Source organism: Flavobacterium sp. P1_E4, assembly GCF_056405915.1.
This window is the reverse complement of sequence record NZ_JBFUBE010000011.1, coordinates 1-19,841: the sequence shown is the minus strand read 5'-3', so window position 1 is coordinate 19,841 and position 19,841 is coordinate 1. Positions and strand designations below refer to the sequence as shown.

Genomic DNA, 19,841 nt, shown 5'->3' with positions numbered 1-19,841 from the left:
AGATGATGTTTTTAGTTTATTTTTATTTTATTGAATTATCGTACACCGTGCATCATTTTTTTCAAAAATGGAGTTAGTGCAAACAATAGTATTGCTGCAAGACCAGTCAAACTAACAAAAACCATGAAAAATTCAAATAAATTGTGAATTTCGAAACCTACAAAAATTGGATTATGATCCATAATTTGATGTTTATCTAATAATTGCAATTGCTCCGCGGTTGGTATAATTTTTTTGTCTAATACAGCTTGCAAATCAATTCCTAATTCTTTTGCTTTAGTAAATTTATCTCCTGTCGCTGGTAATATTGACCCTAAAGTTCCCGCTAGCGCATATCCTGATGCATTCGACAAGAAAAACACTCCATACAATAAAGAAGAAAAACGCTTTGGTGATAATTTCCCAACCAATGATAAACCAATTGGTGACAAACATAACTCAGCACAAGTATTCAATAGATATAATAATATTAACCATTTAACAGCTAACAACCCTGAAGTTCCTAAATCTTTTACCTGATTGGCAATCATAAAGAAACTTATAGCAATTATTAATAATCCGAAAGCCAATTTTACTGGAGAAATTGGTTCTTTGTCATTAGCTCTTAATTTATCCCATAGCATGCTGAATGGAACTGCTAATGCAACAACAAACAATCCATTAAAAATTTGAACCATTGATGCTGGCATTTGCCAACCAAAAAAGTTTCTATCCGTTTGATTATCTGCAATAAAAGTTAATGAAGAACCTGCTTGTTCAAATGCAGCCCAAAAGAAAATAATGAAAAAGGAAATAATATAAATAACCCAAATTCTATCTTTCTCTACTTTTGTTAATGAACTATCCGACAAAATTAAACCAGCTAAAGTGATACCACAGGCATAAATAATTGGGTAAATAATTGTTTTAACAACATTATCCCCATCTACCGAAAAATGAAACAGCAAGAACATTCCAACAAAAGCGAATACTGATACTATTAATGCTTTAGAAGAAAAAACGGCACTTTGTGCTTCTCCTTCTTCATAATCAGATGAAACATTTTTAGAAGGAAGTCCACCTAATGGATTACCATCTGGAGTTACTACATATTTATTTTTCAAGAAATAAAACACCAATGTCCCTATAATCATTGCCATAGCTGCAGCAAGGAATCCCCATTTGAAAGCATGAATATCTCTGATTCCTTCAGTTTTTACATCACCTACCAATGGGCAAATAAACTGACCTAAAAAAGCTCCTATATTAATTCCCATATAGAAAATAGTAAAGGCCGTATCTAGTTTGCTTTTTTCTTGTTTTGGATACAAACTACCCACCATACTTGAAATGTTTGGTTTGAAGAAACCATTCCCAAAAATGATTACACCTAATCCAGAATACATTATAGCAGTTGCTAAACCTAAATTATCTCCAAAAACGCTGGCACTGGTAAATAATAACAATTGTCCAATGGCCATCAATAATCCACCAAGCATAATGCAATTTCTATTCCCAAAAAAACGATCTGCAATAAAACCACCCAACATTGGAGTCAAATAACATAACCCTAAAAAACCTCCATAAATTAAAGAGGCATCTTCCTCTTTCATTAATAGAGAATTTACTAAAAATAGGGTCAACAGGGTTCGCATTCCGTAGAAGTTGAAACGTTCCCACATTTCGGTTCCAAATAACACCCAAAGTCCTTTTGGATGTGCTGTTTTCGTTTGAGTTTCTGTCATTTTTGTTTTTGGTATTTGTTTTTTTATTTTGGTTTGTAAATTTTCTTTGATATAATTAGTTATTTCGGCTTCCAATTGTATTCTTGAACCACCTTCAATAATTCAATCCACTTATTTTGGCAGAATTAAGGTTGTACATTACCTTGTTGCTTTGGATCATTATTACTTCCCAAAGTTTCGTTTATAAAATTAGTCATTTTCGTATACAACTGTATTCTAGTTTTACCTCCATAAATACCATGATTTTTATCTGGATATATTTGAGAATCAAATTGTTTATTAGCTTGAATTAACGCTTCCATCATTTGCATAGAATTCTGTACATGAACATTGTCATCACCTGAACCATGAATCAAAAGGAATTTCCCTTTTAATTTGTCTACATGATTAATTGGTGAATTATTATCATATCCGCTTGCATTCTCTTGTGGAGTTTGCATATATCTTTCTGTATAAATACTGTCATAAAAACGCCAGTTGGTTACTGGTGCCACTGCAATTGCCATTTTGAAAACGTCGGCTCCTTGAAAAATACAGTTGGATGCCATAAATCCACCATAACTCCATCCCCAAATTCCAATTCTTGAAGCATCTACATAAGGATAAGACCCTATTACTTTTGCAGCATCAATTTGATCTTCAACTTCAAATTTCCCTAATTGTAATTGTGTTACTTTCTTGAAATCGGCACCTTTAAAACCAGTTCCTCTTCCATCAACACAAGCGACAATGTACCCCTGTTGTGCCAACATCATAAACCAATATTCATTAGAGCTACCCCATCCATTTACCACTTGTTGTGATCCTGGTCCTGAATATTGAATCATAAAAACTGGATATTTTTTGGAAGCATCAAAATCTTTTGGTTTCATAATCCAAGCATTAAGTTCGTTTCCTTTTGCTGTTTTTAAAACAAAAAATTCTTTTGCTGGTAAATTATAAGCTAACAGTTTAGCGGAAAGTTCTTTATTGTTCTCAATAACCTGAATTTCTTTCCCTGTTTTTGACTCGTTTAAAGTATAGGTCGTAGCTTGAGAAGCACTTGAGAAAGTATTAATAAAAAATTGGAAATTTGGACTAAAAGTCCCTGCATTTGTTCCTGTGTTTTTAGATAAACGAACTTTGTTTTTACCGTCTAATCCTATGCGATAAATATCTCTGTTGATAGAACCATTTTCTGTAGATTGGTAAAAAATGGTTTTTGTTTTTTCATCGAAACCGTAGTATGAAGTAACCTCCCAGTTTCCTTTAGTAACTTGATTTTTTAGTTTTCCAGTTTTATCATAAAGATAAACGTGGTTGAAACCATCTTTTTCACTTGTCCAAATAAAGCTATTATCTTTTAAGAAAGTTAAGTTATCCGTATCAATAAAATCAATATAACCTTTTTCTGTTTCATTAAAAACAACTTTAGAGGTTCCAGTTGTTCCCTCAACGAATAATAAATCTAAATTATCTTGATGACGATTTACTATTTTGGCAGACAAGACATTGGCATCATTTGTCCATTCTATTCTTGGAATATAAAAATCATTATATTTCCCTAAATCCACATTTATTAAAGCCTTAGAATCTACATTATATAAATGCAATGAAACTAACGAGTTTTTCTCTCCAGCCTTAGGATATTTGAAAGTCTCAACTGTTGGATATAAACTTTTTTGAAAAATAGACATTGAAAATTCTGGCACTGCACTTTCATCAAAACGAATATAAGCTAGTTTTTTGCTGTCTTTACTCCAATCAAAGGCACGAACAAAAGCAAATTCCTCTTCATAAACCCAATCAGTAATTCCATTAATTATAGCATTCTTTTTCCCATCGGTAGTAACTGCTGTTGATTTTTTTGAAGCTACGTCATAAACATATAAATTGTTTTCTTTGGCATAAGCAATTTTAGTTCCATCAGGAGAAAAAGTAGGCTCTTGAACCTGGAAATCAAAAAGTTTTGTTAGGGTTTTAGCAGCAATGTCATATAAGAAATAATCTGCTGTAAAAGAGTGACGGAAGATTTTGTTTGAATGACAAGCAATTAGTATCTCTTTTTCAGAATCATCAAAAGTATAACTATCAATCCCGCCTGCTAGTTCTTTGAAACTTTTAGTATCAATAAGGTTTGAAACTTTTTTTAACGTTGCAAAATCATAAAGATCGATTTGCATACTTCTACTTGCTCTATCAGAATTTAATACCGTGTACTGATTGGTATTTTTCATTGATTGCAATTCATCCATTCCTTCGGCACGAAAAGCACCTGTAAAAATTTCATCAACAGTAATTTTTTGTTGCCCAAATACAGTAACACACAAAAAGAAAAGTAACACAGTAATCTTATTCGAATTCATATTCTAGGTAAATTTATTTTCTTTTGGGATATATAATTAGTATATCATAATTAGCATTTCTACCAATTTAATGTCATACTCTTTACATAATATGGATTAAGTTATAAAAGCGACAATTTTAGTGAAAATTTTATAAATAAAACACTTTTGCATTGTTAAATGTTATAAAAAATTATTTTTAACAATATCAGTGAATATTTTTGAACAACTGAACAAAGTACAATCATTCTTTACATTGATTTTGTAGTATTTAAAATTTTATAATAAAAACAAAGCTTTTTACCATATAATAAGCATACAATTTTAAACATCAAAAAATCAATCCTCTAAATAAATTAATCTAATTCGCAATACAGATTCATTTAGAAAAAAGCAATAAAATGGAATGTGTATCTTTGCGATTATAAAGCTATAATTTATACCTATGAACAACGCTGTTGCTGGATTTTCTAAATTATCCAAAGAAGAAAAAATAAACTGGATCGCCAATCACTATTTTTCAACTCCAAGTGAAGCCATAGCACTACTTAAAAACTACTGGAATTCTGACGAAAAAATTCAAAAACTACACGATGAATTCATAGAAAATACGATTTCTAATTTTTACATTCCTTTGGGTGTTGCCCCAAATTTTCTGATTAATGGAAAATACACCACAATCCCAATGGCTATTGAAGAAAGCTCAGTTGTTGCAGCCGCTTCCAAAGCAGCAAAATTTTGGTCAACTCGAGGAGGCTTCAAAGCAACCGTTATTAGTACTGAAAAAATTGGTCAGGTACATTTTATTTACAAAGGTGACGAATCCAAACTGACGTTATTCTTTGCCCAATTAAAATCTAAATTATTTACAACAACCGAAAGCATAACCAAAAATATGCAAAAACGTGGTGGTGGTATTTTGGATATCATCCTAAAAAATAAAACCAGTTTATTGCCGAATTACTATCAACTACATGCTACTTTTGAAACCAAAGACAGCATGGGTGCCAACTTCATCAACTCTTGTTTGGAACAATTTTCCAAAACATTAAAAGAAGAAGCGCTAACTTTTGAGATGTTTACCGAAGAAGAAAAGAACATACAAATAGTTATGAGCATTCTCTCCAACTATGTTCCTGATTGCATCGTTCGTGCCGAAGTTTCTTGCCCAATTGAAGATTTAGCTGAAAAACACATTGAATATCCTCATGAATTTGCAACCAAATTTGTTCAAGCTGTTCAAATTGCCGAAGTGGAACCATACCGTGCCGTAACTCACAATAAAGGAATTATGAACGGAATTGACGCTGTTGTTCTTGCAACCGGAAACGATTTTAGAGCTGTAGAAGCTGGAATTCACGCCTATGCTTCTAGAAAAGGACATTACTCCAGTTTGTCCCATGCCAAAATAGAAAACGGAATTTTTAGTTTTTGGCTGGAAATTCCTTTAGCATTAGGAACAGTTGGTGGATTGACATCACTTCATCCTTTAGTGAAATTGTCTTTAGAAATGCTTGAAAAACCTTCTGCCAAAGAATTAATGCAAATTGTTGCAGTAGCAGGCTTGGCACAAAACTTTGCCGCATTGCGTTCTTTGACTACAACAGGAATTCAAGATGGACATATGAAAATGCATTTGAACAATATCCTAAATCAGTTTGAAGCCAATGAAGAAGAACGTATTTTGATAAAAAAACACTTCAAACATCATGTTGTTTCCCATAGTGCCGTAGTTGATTACATTGAAGATTTAAGGAAATAATTACCCTTAAGCTTTGTCAAAATTTAAAACTTTATCAAGGCTGTTTGAGTTTATAAAACAATGAAAAAAACATTTTACAGTAACGGAAAACTTTTGATAACAGGAGAATATCTCGTTCTTGATAGTGCAAAAGCATTGGCTTTGCCAACAAAATTTGGACAAAACCTGATTGTAGATAAAAATGGAAACCAAGAAATAAAATGGAAAAGCCATGATGCGGATGGAAGTGTTTGGTTTGAAGACACCATTCCGTTTTCGGCAATTATTTCCAACACTCCATTTGAAAAAGAATCTGTAAAAAACACTCTAATTACCATTTTACGATCCGCCTATCAATTGAATCCAGATACAATTTTAAATTCAGAAGGCTATACCGTTTCAACCCAATTGAGTTTCCCGAAAAAATGGGGATTAGGAACTTCTTCTACATTAATAAACAACATCGCCCAATGGTTTAATATTAATGCCTTTGAACTGCTTAAAAACAGTTTTGGAGGCAGCGGTTATGATATTGCCTGTGCGCAAAATGACAATCCCATCATATATCATCTCGAGCAAGGAAAGCCAGTTGTTGAAAAAGTAAAATTCCATCCAACATTTACAGAAAAACTATACTTTGTTTATCTTAACCAAAAGCAAAATAGCAAAAGTGCCATTGYTTCCTATAAAGAAAAAAAAAGCAATTTAGAAGACGCGAAAAAAATTATCGATCAACTTACTGAAACTGTTTTGAACGCAAAAGACGAAAACACTTTTGCGCAAGCGTTAGAAAAACACGAAAAAGAACTGAGTTCCATTCTTGAAATAAAAACCGTTAAAGAATCCTTGTTTCCCGATTTTGATGGAACCATAAAAAGCCTTGGGGCATGGGGAGGCGATTTTGTATTAATCCTTTCTAAAGAAAATCCTAGTCCTTATTTTAGGTCCAAAGGATTTGAAACCATTATTCCTTATCATGAAATGATATTATAATATCTACCACAAATACTGACTCAAAAATCAATAAAACAAAAAACCCGATACTTKCAGTTTATAAGTATCGGGTTTTTTATGTTTGAAAATTACTGTTTAGTAATTAAAATCTTTTCTGTTATCTTTAATATCAGCACCTTCTTTTAAAGCTGGCAATACTCTGTTTATTTCAGAAGCATTTTGTGCTTTTAATTTGGTTACATTATCAGCATAACTTTTTAAAACTGGCGCTTTAACTGTGCTTATGTTTTTCACTACATAAACTCCAGTAACTCCTTCAATTGGAGCTGACAATTTATTAGCAGCCAATGCAAATGCATTCCCTACTACTTTTGGTTCTTGACCAACACCACCTGTTAAAACTGGATTTTCCAAAGTAACATCAGTAGCTTGTTGTACAGTCGTACCAGTAGCTTTTGCGATAGCTTCCAATGAACTTCCGCTCATTTTAGCTTTTAACAACTCTGCTTTTTTCTTGTTTTTAAGAATTTGCTCTACATAAGGTCTAGCTTGATCTACTGGAACTAATCCAGAGTTATCAATAGTTTTAACTTTTGCAATTACGTGCCCTAAATTAGCTACTTCAAATCTTTTTACAGCACCTTCTTTAGTGTCTTTTTCAAAAGCCCATCTTACAATAGTTCTTTGATTTCCTAGAGGACCAAAATTTTCATCCATTGCTTTTACTGAAACCGCTGGTGCTACAGTAAGAGCCATATCTTTGGCTACTTTATTAAAATCTTTATCAGCAACATCCATTTCAAATTTAGTTGCTTGGGTAAATACTTTATCAGAAGTAGCTTCTGAAGCTTCAATTTTTTGAGCTACAGTTGCCAAACGAATTCCGTCTTGTTTGTCAGTGATTTTAATGATGTGGTAACCAAATGGAGTTTCTACCAACCCAACTTTTCCAATTCCATTATTGAAAACGAAATCATTAAAAGGTTTCACCATTTGACCTTGTCCAAAATATCCTAAATCTCCACCTTGTTGTGCAGATGAATCATCTGAACTAGTGAAAGCCAACATCAAGAAACTATCTGGATTTGCAGTTACTTGAGCTAAAATTTCTTCAGCTTTAGCTTTAGCTTCCTCTTTAGTTCTTTTTTCTCTTTTATTAGGAACTTGAGTTCCTTCATAACTAATAAGGATATGGCTTGCTTTTGCATTCACACCTGCTTTTCTTCCCAACGATTTTGAAAGACAGTAGTATTTCCCAAAAACATATGGTCCATAAACTTCACCTGGTGCTAAGTTGTACAATTTATCAGCATCAACTGCAGGCAAATCTTTTTTGGCAACATATGAAGAATCGTAAGGCACATCAGAATTTGAATTTACAAATTCAATCACATTTTTAGTATTTTTAAAACCTGCTAAAGTATCATTTTTACCAGTTGCTTGATTGTAAACTACACTTCCTGTCAATAATGAATTAACTTTAGTTTTAACTTCATTTACATCTGCCGGAGATGCTTTATCTTCAATTAAAACATATTCAACTTTACGAGTTTCTTCAGATTTGAATTTTTTTGGACTCGCTTTCATGTAATCCAAAATATCAGCGTCAGTAACTTTAACTTCACTGTCTTTTATACTAGAAAATAGACCAGCAACATAAGCAAAGTTCACTTTGTTACTTCCCATTTCGTAATTGAATTTCCCTTCACTTTCAGTTGTATAAATACCCGCTTTTAATAAAGTATTATAAATTTGAAATTTAGCATTCAATTCAGCGCTTTTTTCTCTGTCTTTCAAATATTGTGCTTGCTCTGGATTTGCTTTGAAGTACTCTTTGAATTTAACAACATCAAACATACCAGCAGCATTTAAAAACATTGGATTTTTACCAATATTTTGATCTGCTTTAAGAACATCCATAATATGCTTCTCTCCTACTCTTAATCCTAATTTATCAAATTCAGCAGAAAGCAAAGCAATAGTCACTTCTTGATCCCACACTTGTCTAGAAGCTTCTGTTGAAGAAATTCCCTGTCCACTTTTTTCTACATTGCTTACTTTAACCCTAAAGTCTTCAAATGCGATATCCTTTCCATTGATGCTTCCAACATCCTTTGAGCTCTTACCAAAATTTCCTTTCGTAAAAAGATCCTGGATTATAAATGAGAATAATGCTAGAGCAATAACTCCAATCATTATAGCGGAATGTTGTCTAATTTTTGATAAAACTGCCATTGTATATTATTGTTTATTTTAAAATTTTGTTTGCGAAAATACAATTATCTAATTAATAATTATAGAACTACTGTTTTTTTTTTGTTTTTTTTTAAATTAAAAAAAGAATCTCAGTCTTTGATAGTCATTTTAACCAATTCAATCTTCTTATTTGTCGCTTCTTCTATTACAAAATGATAGTTTTCGATGGTAATCTCATCTCCTTTTTGAGGAATTTCCTTGGTAAAATCTACAATAAATCCTCCAAGCGTGCCATAAGAATCACTTTCAGGAATGGCCAATTTATAGGTCAGATTCAAATATTCGACGTCAAAACGGGCAGAGAATAAAAAAACCCCCTCTTCAAGTTCTTTTTCTATCAATTCTTCATCCAAATCATGCTCGTCTTCAATTTCACCAAAGAGTTCTTCAACTATATCCTCGATAGTCAGAATTCCCGATGTCCCGCCATACTCATCCAATACAACCGCCACGCTTTTTCGCTTTTTGGTCAACAAACTCATAGCGTCTTTTACATAGATAGCTTCTGGGATAAACTCAACTGGAATAACAATCTCCTTAATCGTTGAAGGTTTTTTGAACAAATCAAAAGAATGGACATAACCAATGATATCGTCTAATGAATTTTGGTAAATTACCATTTTTGAATACCCTGTTTCTATAAACAATTCTTTGAGATTTTCCAGCGATTCATCCATTTCTAGTGCAGCAATTTCAGTCCTTGGCGTCATTACATCCCGAGCCTTTACTCCCGAAAAATCCAGCGCATTTCTGAATATCTGTATTTCAGAATCCACTTCTTCATGGTCTTCAACCGTACTCATTTGCTCGTTGATATAGTTCCCCAATTCTACTTTACTAAAATAAAGCTGTACTTGATCCCCTTCAGTTTTAAAAAATCTTTTCAAAACAAAATCAGAAATCCAAATCAGAAAAGTAGAAATGAAATAGAATAATTTATAAAAGAAATAGGCTGGAATGGCAAAAAACTTAATCAGTGAATTGGCATAAATCTGAAAAAAGACTTTCGGAAGAAACTCAGCTGTCATTAAAACAATAAATGTTGAAATTACAGTTTGAATCAAAAGACTCGTAAAATCGGAAAAATGTAAATTAAATAGCTGCAACCAACCCATTAACAACTCACCCATGAAAAAACCATAAACCACAAGTGCTATATTGTTACCAATAAGCATTGCTGCAATGAATTTTGAAGGTTTCTCGGTAAGTCGTGTAAGAGTTTTTGAAAGAAAACTGTCTTGTTTTTTCTCTAATTCTAAATAAATTTTATTCGAAGAGATAAAGGCTATCTCCATTCCTGAAAAAAAAGCACATAGTATTAAACAGAATATTATGATACCTATTTCCATAGTATTTAGGATTGTTTATTTCTGTCTTCAAATTTCTTGGAAAACTTTCTTCTAAAGAAAAACATAAAAATGGCAAGACCAGCAATTATAAAACTCAACAAAGGTGTTTCGTTAGTATTCCATTTTGTATATGCATCGTAAAGAAAATAGATTCCAAAAGCTAAGTAAAGGTATGAGGTATATTTTAAGAAATTCATGTTATTATTTTTTATTATTCTGAAGATTCAATCTCTCCTTCTATTCGTTGCGAATTCACTACTTTAAAGTCTTTGCTGAAATCAATTCCCTGTCCAGTTGAACCGCCTTTCGCATCTGTCAATTTAAATTTTTTCTCAGTATAAAACCATTGATTTTTTTGGTCAAAATACAACTGTTCCGTTTCTAGCATTTGCCCAGATTCCGAAGTGATTTTTACTTTCCCCTGTAAATCTATAATACTGGTTTGTTTATAGGAAACTGCATAATTAGACTTGATGAAAGTTCTTTTACCTTTCTCATCATAAATTGTTACGTCAACCCCTTTAGGAAATTCCGTAAATGCAAAATCAACATTTGCATAATCAAACATTTTTGGACTCACCAATATGGATTTTATTTTTCCGGAATCTGTGTATTTTAAATTCACATTGTCGGCATCACCACTGGGAACAAATTCTGAATAATCATTTTTTTGAACTTCCTTAAAATTACTCTCACAGCCCAAAACCATACTAACAACAATAGCTGGCAACAAAAACAATAGGATGTATTTTTTATAGAAAGTCATAATAGAATATCAATTAGGAAAACAGATTTTACTTGACTTGTAATTAGTCAATTTTTCTGTGTCCAAACCATTTGTCATTAAGAGAGAAACTCACTGCAAAAGTAAAATAATTTTCTTGAACTAGCCCTTTAGCAGTTGTACCTCTTTGCCCGTATTCTAAACCAACATTAACATTGGACAAACTACCAGAAATTGGTAATCCAAAACCTAGAGTTATTCCTTTATCATCAATCTCTTCTGACTTGATGATAGTACCTGTTTTTGTGTATTTCAAACCAGCTCTATATACTACTTTTTGATAATATTTAGAAAAAACATTATAATTCGGAACATAATAACCTCCTAAGGTATAACTAGAATATTTCCCATAAGTTGTATTGCTTGAAGTATTATAATCAGATGCTAGTTTTCCAACGTTTTGGAAAACCATTTGGGTACCTATCATCCATTTCTTAGTTTGCCCCGCACCAAATCCGAAAGAGATTTTTTCAGGAATCATCAAATCTGTTCTAATTTCTCTCGCATCCACGGCATCAATAACACCCACATCAAAATTAGAATTATAGTTTACCGTAGAAATTGTTCTAGTATTGGTAGAAGACAATTTACTTTGCGGAGTGAATGTAAAGCTACTATATAAATTTATTTTTTTATAGATTTTGTGTTTATACATTGCACCAAAATTAGCTGTAAACCCATTCAAATCTGCTTTATTCTCCTCTTGAGTTCCTACAGTCACTCCTGAAATATACTCTAGATTTGTATTATTAATTCTTCCAAAATTATACTGGATATCAGCCCCAACCACTAAATTTGGAATAACCGTATATCCCAATGAAAAAAAAGCTTTGTTTAAACCACCAGTCCCCTTCATTACATTATTTACTCCATCTGGTTCTGAACTTGTCGATTGAATATTATATCCAACTGAAGTATAAGGCAATAATCCAAATCCAACACCAATTTTCCCTAATGGCAAAGCAACCGCCAAATAATCCACAGTTGTTCTTTGTGCATTTTCTTTATTGGAGTCAGTCTTCAGACTGGTAGAAGTATAATTCCCCCCAATAGTAAAAGTAGTAAACCTCGTGCTGGCAAAACTAGCAGGATTCAAAATGTTAATATGAAGACTGTCTTGCTCGATATTCAAACCTCCCATAGAACGATTTTCAAGATTCCCTTTAAATCTGGATTCACCAATTCCGAAAAAAGAGTAAGGAGAGGCAGATCCACTTTGAGCATTAGACATTAGTGAAAAAAAGAAACATGCAATAACAATAATTTTTTTAATCATTTTCTATTTTATATTGAAAAATTTGGTTCAAACTCTCTAACAGAAAATTTGAATTGGCAAATATGGTATTTTTTAATCGTTTAGMCAAAAATTCTGTGTCTCCACCCGTTAAAATTATTATAAAATTTGAGTATTTTGATTGATATTCATCGACAAAACCATTAATCTCATAGACCAATCCATTTACAACTCCTGAATGAATTGCTTCTGCGGTTGAATCTCCAATGAAATCTTTAGGACTCTCAACGGTCAACAAAGGTAGTTTTTCGGTGAAGTTGTGTAACGATTCGTATCGCAAACGTAAACCTGGAGAAATAGCTCCACCATGATACACATCATTTTGATCTACAAAATCGTACGTCACGCAAGTTCCAGCGTCTATAATTAATCGATTTTGACCTTGAAACTGCAAAGTTGCACCAGCAGCCAATACCATCCTGTCTATACCTAAGGTTTTTGGAGTAGCATAATTATTGGCAAAAGGAAAAGCATCTTCATGGGAAACAAACCATACATCAAGTTTTTTTTGAAAATATAAAAACGAATTTTTATCTATACTCCCAACTGAAGCCACAACCAAATACACGACTTTTTCATATTTTTTTAAAATACTTTCTATTTTTTCCTGAATTTCATCTTTAGAAAAAATAAAAAACTCTACTGTCTTATACTCCTCAAAAACAGCACCTTTGATTCTTGTATTCCCTACATCAATAGTTAAAACCATAGTATCTTTTTTAAAAATGCTAAGATACGAATAGATTTTTTTTAAAAAATGTATTGTTTAATTTAAAAAAGATTCTATATTTGCACCCGCAAACAAGTTCACAGAACTCCTATGAAAATAGCAGCAAAGTGGGCTAATAAGCAAGGTACCTTAGCTCAGATGGTAGAGCAATGGACTGAAAATCCATGTGTCCCTGGTTCGATCCCTGGAGGTACCACAAAACCCACTCAAACGAGTGGGTTTTTTGTTTTTCATACCTTTCCAAAAAATGCTTAATTTTAATGGATCAGGGGATCAGGTGCAAAAGGGATCATGCCATAATACTTTTTATAGCCTTCTGAATTTATTTTAAAAAAAAGCCACCAAAACTTAATTCGGTGGCTGATTAAAAATAAACTAATCCAAAATATTTTTTTTATTTAATCTATTGTTTGATGAACTTCATCACTTTTACTTGATTTTCGTCGTTGTAAGCCTTAACAAAATACATTCCGTTATCTAAATCGCTAACACTATATTGCTGGTCTTTAGTTTTACTTTTGTTGAACGTTTTAACTAATTGACCTGTTATAGAATAAATTTGGACTTTGCTTGTATTGGTATTTAACGTAAAATAACTAGAAGCTGGATTCGGATAAATGTAGAGATATTTTAATACTTCAAAATCAGTAGTGGCCAAAGTAGCCGTTTTATTTCCGTAAATTCTAAATTCACCAGGTTGTAAAGTAATGGTAGCAGTGGTATTTGTAACAGTGTAAGGTGAATTATCCATTAAATTGTACCAAGCTCCCGTATATTGGAAGCCTGTAGCCACATTTTTGGCCGTTACATCAAAATTGGCAATGATAAGAACATCTTTAAGATCTGTACTTGACAAAGCACTATTTGTAATTTTAATATTCGGTGTTAATGTTGTTCCTGATGCTATAGTGGCTGTTCCTGAAAATACAGCTTCGGTAGTTTTTAAAGTAATCATTCTGGCCCAATCATTGTAAATTTTATTACGGTAGCCATCATTTAGCCAGTTATTCACCCATTGAGGTTGTGGTTTGGTTGATAATTTACAATCTCCTGCTATTGTTGAGGAATTGTCATTCACTATGCCATCAGTACAGGTGTAAATTGATTTTTCCCATCCTAAATCTCCAAAATGCCAAATCATTTTTGGACCAGGAATTAATAAAGAAACGGCTCCTATTGCTGACATTCTTGATAAAGCAACGTTAAGATTTTTTACATTATGGGAAGAGTTTGTACTGTTTCCATTTTGTAAATTTTTATACATCAATCGCTCTTCATCATGGCTTTCAGCATAGCCCATTACTCTATTTCCTAGAAAACCACTATGCTTTGGTCCATACATTCTTGAAATATCATTGCTTGAATTATAACCCATTGATAATTGGTTGTAATTGTAATTCATATTTCCCCACATCATAACTCCTTTACTAATGGGATCGTTAATCCTATAATTGGCCCATTCCTTTTCTTCAGTATCAGTTCCTAAGTGTTCAAAAATTGTATAATGTGTAGGGTCTAGAGACCATGAGTAATCTGCGTAGCCCTTTAAAATGTCAACTCTGTCTTGTTGATAATTTCCTGTACAAGCGTCTTGTCCGCCCGAAACTGTGGAAGGGCAATTTTGTGTAAATCCTTTGGTTAAATCCCAACGGAATCCATCAATTTTGTATTCTTCAATCCATTGTTTAATTACTCTTTTAACATAATTTTTTGTATAAGTTGAAGAATGATTAAAATCTTCGCCTACGCTATAGCTGTGCATTGCAACAGTATTGAAATAAGGGTTTTCTGCAGTTGGAGAACCATATCCATCTCCTTCAGGATCATTCATCCACATACGTATCATTGGATTTCTTCCAAAAGCGTGATTTAAGGCTACATCCAGAATTACCGCAATTCCGTTTTGATGGCATAAGTCAATCAATTCTTTTAATTTGGTAGAAGAGCCATAAAACTTATCCAATGCCATGTGGAAAGAAGTGTTGTATCCCCAACTATCGTTTCCTTCAAATTCCATAACTGGCATTAGTTCGATAGCATTGATTTTTAAGTTTTTAAAATAATCGATACGGTCTATTAAATTTTGATAATTTCTATTGGCATCAAAATCTCTTACTAACACTTCATAAACTACCAATTTATCTTTTTCTGGTTTTACAAAATTAGTCGTTGCACTGCTCCAAGCATAAGGAGTTTGCCCAGTTTGCAAAACGGTTACTTCTTTGTCTTGACCTACAGGATATTCAGGCATATTAGGGTAAGTTGAAGAAGTAATTGCCTTATCTTCAGAGGATAACACTAAAGTTGAATAAGGATCTGCTGTTTTTACAAGGGCAGGAGAGTTGGCGATAGGAGTTGTTTCTCCGACCCAATATTGATAGGTATAATTTGTTCCCGATACTAATCCTGTCAATTCTATCCAAAATTTTGTTGATCCAGAGGTAGCATCTTTTTTCATTGTATAAGATGTGCCAGGTTGCCAGTTATTAAAACTACCCGCTACATAAACAAAATCTTTTAAAGGAGCGTCTAAAACTAAAGTTGCTTTGGTGTCATCATTTGAATTGTAATTGATTCCATCGACCATACCAGCAGGAATGGCTTCAGAAACTGTATTTGGAGTTATAACTACGCTGAATTTTTTAGTTAAAGTTGTCGTCCCTTGAGTTATTTCTAGTTCATAGTTTTGATTGTTAGTAATATTAGTGTGGATGAACGAATAATTCGAAGTACTCGCATTTGTATTGATGCTAATTCCATTTGATTTTAAATTATAACTTGCAACCCCATTGGTATTCGTAGCAGCAATCGAAAGACTTCCGCCAGACGTTAAAATTGTGGTACTGTTTTGGATAGGCGAAGTTAAATTAACTTGGAAATTTCCAACATTAAAGATGAAGTCTTTGCAAGTAGGCGCCAATTTTAGAGTTGCAGATCCAGAAGCATTGCGAAATACCATTCCTAGCTTTGTAGCGGTAGCTTGTTGGCTGGCACTTAAACCAAAATAAGTGCTAGGTGTAATTGTTTTGCTCCAAGTACCGTCAACATTTTTTGTCATTAAACCAAGACTGTCATCAGCTCCCCAATTTCCAACCACTGCATATCCAAATGCGTTGGTGTCATCTCCAATACCAGAATGCATATATACTTTTGCAGGGTTTGAACCCATCGTATTACATGTTGCTGATGCAAATGAAACAGTTATGGTTATTTGGTCTGTAACGTTAAATGTAGAGGGAGATATGGTAACTTGCTGTGCCATGCTCCCTAAGGATAAAAAAAGCAATAATAAAAGTATAGTTTTTTTCATAATTTTAATTTAATTCTATTTTAGTTTTTGATTTCTTATAAAGATAATACTATAATTAAGAGCCAGTAACAAACAATTTACGATAACGTTGTAGTGTTAAAAACTTTGTTTTTTTAGGATGTTTTTTCGCATAAGTGAAAAATATCTACTTCAATTTTGATTTTATTATCTAATAGTTAATTTTCTAAATTGATAAAATATGCGTTCTATTAAACGCATATCATCTGTAATAATATCGGCATGACCCATTAGCTCTTTATCGAATTTTAATTTTTTATCAAAATTTGTAGTCAATCCATTAGGAATAGTAATTTCTATAAAATAGTTACCATCCTTATCTGTAACAGTAGACATTGTTTGAATTTTACCCTCTAACATACCGTATTCCTGATATGGAAAATTATCCAGTTTAATTAGTACTTTCTGGTTTTGTTTTATTTTCCCTGAATTCTGAGACAAAACCATTAAGTTTCCTATAAATTGTTCTTGGTTCTCAGGTAAAATGGTTGCCAATAAATCACCAGTTTTGATTAGTTGGTTTTCTTTCCATGAATTTTGAAATTGAAAAACGCCATCATAATTAGCAATAAATTGATAGTTTTGTTGCCAAATGTGAATGCTTTTTTTTAATTCATCCAAGGCTTGATAAACAGAACTTAAATTAGTAATATCTGTTTTTTCTTGAGATATCTGACTGCCTATTATTTGTTTGTGCGTTTGATTAATAGCCTCTTTTTGTTGTGAAATAGCTAAATTGGTCTGGTCATAACTTTGTTTTGCCTGTAAGTTATTTACTTTTTGAATTTCTAAATCATAGCCTGAAATTACTCCTTTGTCGAAAAGTTGTTGAGATCGTTTAAATTGTTGATCGCTTAAAGATAATTTTGCTAATTCTAATTTTTGTTGAGCATAAAGAGATGAAAGTCTATTGCTATTTTCATTCTGTGAACTTAGACCTGCATTAATTTCCTGTGAGTAAGGTTGTAGTTTTTGATTTAATTCATTTTCAATATAAGCTTTGTGGAATTGAATATAAGCCGTTTGAATTTCTCCAAGTTGGAGGTTTTTCAATTTGTCAAATGGAAAACTAAAGTTTTGATAATTTGTGTTAATCGCATTGATTGCGTTTGTTAACGTTAGTACATCTTGATAATTTGCGGTACTCTCCAATATTGCTAAGATATCCCCTTTTTTTACTTTTTTAGAATTAGCAACGTATATTTTGGCGATACTAGAATTGACTTTCGATTCTAGTCTTTCTGGAGGGTTTACGGAAGTAATGACAGCTTTTGCAGAAATAATATCAGGATATTTTACAAACCATGTACCAATAAGAGTGAGTATCATTATTATAAAAATGATAGAAATTCCATAGAGTAAAATCCATGCTGGAGGATTAGACAGTACTTCCTGAACAGATTCTGAACGTAATTCGATGTCTTCTAAAACATTTTTTTTTGTCATTTTATATATTTTATTGAAAATAATTAATTTCCTAATTCTAATTGATTTTTTACTAATTCAAAGTAATTACCTTTCAGAATAATTAAATCTTTGTGAGTTCCGATTTCTACTATTTTTCCTTTTTCTAAAACTACTATTTGATCTGCATTTTTTACGGTTGAAAGACGATGAGCAATAACAACTGCTGTTTTTCCTTTTAAAAATTGATTTAGATTTTCCATAATTACCTTTTCATTATTGGCATCAAGTGAAGAAGTCGCTTCGTCAAAAAATAAATAATTGGGATTTTTATAAACTGCTCTAGCTATTAAGAGACGTTGTTTTTGCCCGCCAGAAATTCCCGTTCCTTCATTTCCAATTTTAGTATTGTAGGAGAGAGGCAAGCTTTCTATAAATTCCTTAATATTGGCAGTTTCAACTGCGTGCAAAAGTTTGTTTTTATCTACATAATCATCTCCTACTGCAATATTATTTGCGATGGTATCATTAAAAATGAATCCTTCTTGCATTACGACACCACAATTTGACCTCCAAGCACTAGGTGAAATATTATCAAATTTGATATTCCCAAGGATAATTTCTCCATTATTTGGTTCATAAAACTTCATAATGAGTTTTAATAGAGTCGTTTTTCCGCTTCCACTAGTCCCAACAATAGCTGTTGTTTTTTGCTTAGGTATATGTAAATTCAAATTTTCCAATACATAATCTGGGTTACCTGTATATCTAAAAGATAAATTTTTTATACTAATATCAGAATGTTGTAAATCGTGAATTTTAGGATTTAATACGTCCTCTTCATCTTCTTTATCGTGAATTTCGCCTAGTCTTTCTAAACTAATTTTGGCATCTTGAAGCGAACGAACAAATTCTACCATCTGCATTAATGGACTATTCAATTGACCAATTATATACTGTACCGAAAGCATCATACCTAGGGTTAAATCTCCTTTTACCACTAATGTTGCCGAGAAAAAGGTAATTAATAAGTCTTTAAGATGGTTAATAAAGTTCGATCCTACAGATTGCCATTGTTCAAGTGTTAGGGATTGCATACTTACCTTAAAAAGACGAATTTGTACAAACTCCCAGCCCCAACGTTTTTGCTTTTCGGCGTTATGCATTTTTATTTCTTGCATTCCGTTGATTAGCTCCATGACTTTGGATTGCTCACTAGAGACTTGAGAGAAACGTTTGTAATCTAATTCTTTTCTTTTTTTTAAGAAAAACAATATCCACCCGAGATATACGATACTGCCTATAAGAAAAACTAGGAATAATTGGATGTTGTAAAAAGCAAGTACAAAACTGAATACTACTAAGTTTACCAATGAAAACATTACATTGAGTGAGCTTCCTGTCAGTAATTGTTCAATTCTATGATTATCCCCAATGCGTTGCATAATATCTCCTGTCATACGACTATCAAAATAACTAATTGGGAGTTTCATTAATTTTATAAAAAAATCTGAAACAAGAGAAATATGAATTCGGGTACTCAAGTGTAGCATTATCCAAGACCGAAGGACTTCGATCGAAGTTTGTCCAGCAAAAAGCATTAATTGAGCCAAAAGCATTAAATAGATGAAATTTAAATCTTGGGTTTGAATTCCAATATCTACAATACTTTGTGTAAGAAACGGAAATAAGAGAGAGAATAAACTTGCGGCAGCCAAACCTACTATTAGTTGAATAACCAGACCTTTGTAGCGAAATAAGTACTTAGTTAAGTATCCAAAACTTCTTTTGGATTTTTCTGAATCCCATTCATTTTTATGGAACTCTGGGGTTGGTTCCAATAAAAGAGCAATCCCTTCTTCTGTTTTCTCATGGGCGTTCTTACCTATCCAAAATTTAATGAAATCCTCTTTAGAATAGCTTATTAAGCCATGGCTAGGATCTGATATATAG

At 32.5% G+C, this 19,841-nt stretch carries 13 protein-coding genes and 1 tRNA gene; 3 read left to right on the top strand and 11 right to left on the bottom strand.

Translation table 11 applies throughout. From position 1 onward, the window contains the following. Positions 1-35: 35 nt before the first annotated feature. Entirely contained in the window at positions 36-1,724 is a 1,689-nt protein-coding gene (locus tag AC1DY0_RS11585; protein WP_477188759.1) for a peptide MFS transporter, read from the bottom strand. A 125-nt stretch (positions 1,725-1,849) separates the two neighbouring features. Beyond that, complete coding sequence (locus AC1DY0_RS11580) at positions 1,850-4,069, bottom strand: S9 family peptidase (protein ID WP_477188758.1); 2,220 nt, start codon at positions 4,067-4,069, stop codon at positions 1,850-1,852. 424 nt (positions 4,070-4,493) lie between these two features. On the opposite strand from AC1DY0_RS11580, the gene AC1DY0_RS11575 reads away from it, so the two are divergent. Beyond that, positions 4,494-5,810 carry a hydroxymethylglutaryl-CoA reductase, degradative gene (locus AC1DY0_RS11575; RefSeq protein ID WP_477188757.1) on the top strand — a complete coding sequence of 439 codons (1,317 nt, stop codon included), beginning with the start codon at positions 4,494-4,496 and terminating at the stop codon, positions 5,808-5,810. 60 nt (positions 5,811-5,870) lie between these two features. After that, complete coding sequence (locus AC1DY0_RS11570; RefSeq protein ID WP_477188756.1) at positions 5,871-6,782, top strand: GYDIA family GHMP kinase; 912 nt, start codon at positions 5,871-5,873, stop codon at positions 6,780-6,782. A 96-nt stretch (positions 6,783-6,878) separates the two neighbouring features. Here AC1DY0_RS11570 and AC1DY0_RS11565 read toward each other — a convergent pair whose 3' ends face one another. The 6 genes from AC1DY0_RS11565 to AC1DY0_RS11540 form a co-directional block, all read right to left on the bottom strand. Further along, positions 6,879-8,978, bottom strand: coding sequence for a peptidylprolyl isomerase (locus AC1DY0_RS11565; protein ID WP_477188755.1), 2,100 nt, complete (start codon positions 8,976-8,978; stop codon positions 6,879-6,881). Between the two features lie 110 nt (positions 8,979-9,088). Further along, positions 9,089-10,348 carry a hemolysin family protein gene (locus tag AC1DY0_RS11560; RefSeq protein WP_477188754.1) on the bottom strand — a complete coding sequence of 420 codons (1,260 nt, stop codon included), beginning with the start codon at positions 10,346-10,348 and terminating at the stop codon, positions 9,089-9,091. Positions 10,349-10,353: 5 nt separating this feature from the next. After that, positions 10,354-10,545, bottom strand: a complete 192-nt coding sequence (locus AC1DY0_RS11555) for a hypothetical protein (protein ID WP_477188753.1) — start codon at positions 10,543-10,545, stop codon at positions 10,354-10,356. Between the two features lie 14 nt (positions 10,546-10,559). Beyond that, complete coding sequence (gene lptC, locus AC1DY0_RS11550) at positions 10,560-11,114, bottom strand: LPS export ABC transporter periplasmic protein LptC (protein ID WP_477188752.1); 555 nt, start codon at positions 11,112-11,114, stop codon at positions 10,560-10,562. A 43-nt stretch (positions 11,115-11,157) separates the two neighbouring features. Beyond that, entirely contained in the window at positions 11,158-12,408 is a 1,251-nt protein-coding gene (gene bamG, locus AC1DY0_RS11545) for a BamG family beta-barrel-assembly machinery protein (RefSeq protein ID WP_477188751.1), read from the bottom strand. Further along, a complete protein-coding gene (locus AC1DY0_RS11540) occupies positions 12,401-13,135 on the bottom strand; it encodes a type III pantothenate kinase (RefSeq protein WP_477188750.1) in 735 nt (244 codons plus the stop codon). Before AC1DY0_RS11540 ends, bamG begins: the two co-directional genes overlap by 8 nt. A gap of 144 nt (positions 13,136-13,279) precedes the next feature. Here AC1DY0_RS11540 and AC1DY0_RS11535 point away from each other — a divergent pair. Next, a tRNA-Phe gene (locus AC1DY0_RS11535) sits at positions 13,280-13,352 on the top strand. Positions 13,353-13,559: 207 nt separating this feature from the next. On the opposite strand, the gene AC1DY0_RS11530 is transcribed toward AC1DY0_RS11535, so the two are convergent. The 3 genes from AC1DY0_RS11530 to AC1DY0_RS11520 all read right to left on the bottom strand — a co-directional run. Beyond that, on the bottom strand, positions 13,560-16,466 hold the full coding sequence (locus tag AC1DY0_RS11530) for an alpha-amylase family glycosyl hydrolase (protein WP_477188749.1): 2,907 nt from the start codon (positions 16,464-16,466) through the stop codon (positions 13,560-13,562). 165 nt (positions 16,467-16,631) lie between these two features. Continuing rightward, complete coding sequence (locus AC1DY0_RS11525) at positions 16,632-17,930, bottom strand: HlyD family secretion protein (protein WP_477188748.1); 1,299 nt, start codon at positions 17,928-17,930, stop codon at positions 16,632-16,634. Between the two features lie 23 nt (positions 17,931-17,953). Continuing rightward, on the bottom strand, positions 17,954-19,841 hold a 1,888-nt coding region (locus AC1DY0_RS11520), incomplete at its 5' end, for a peptidase domain-containing ABC transporter (RefSeq protein ID WP_477188747.1).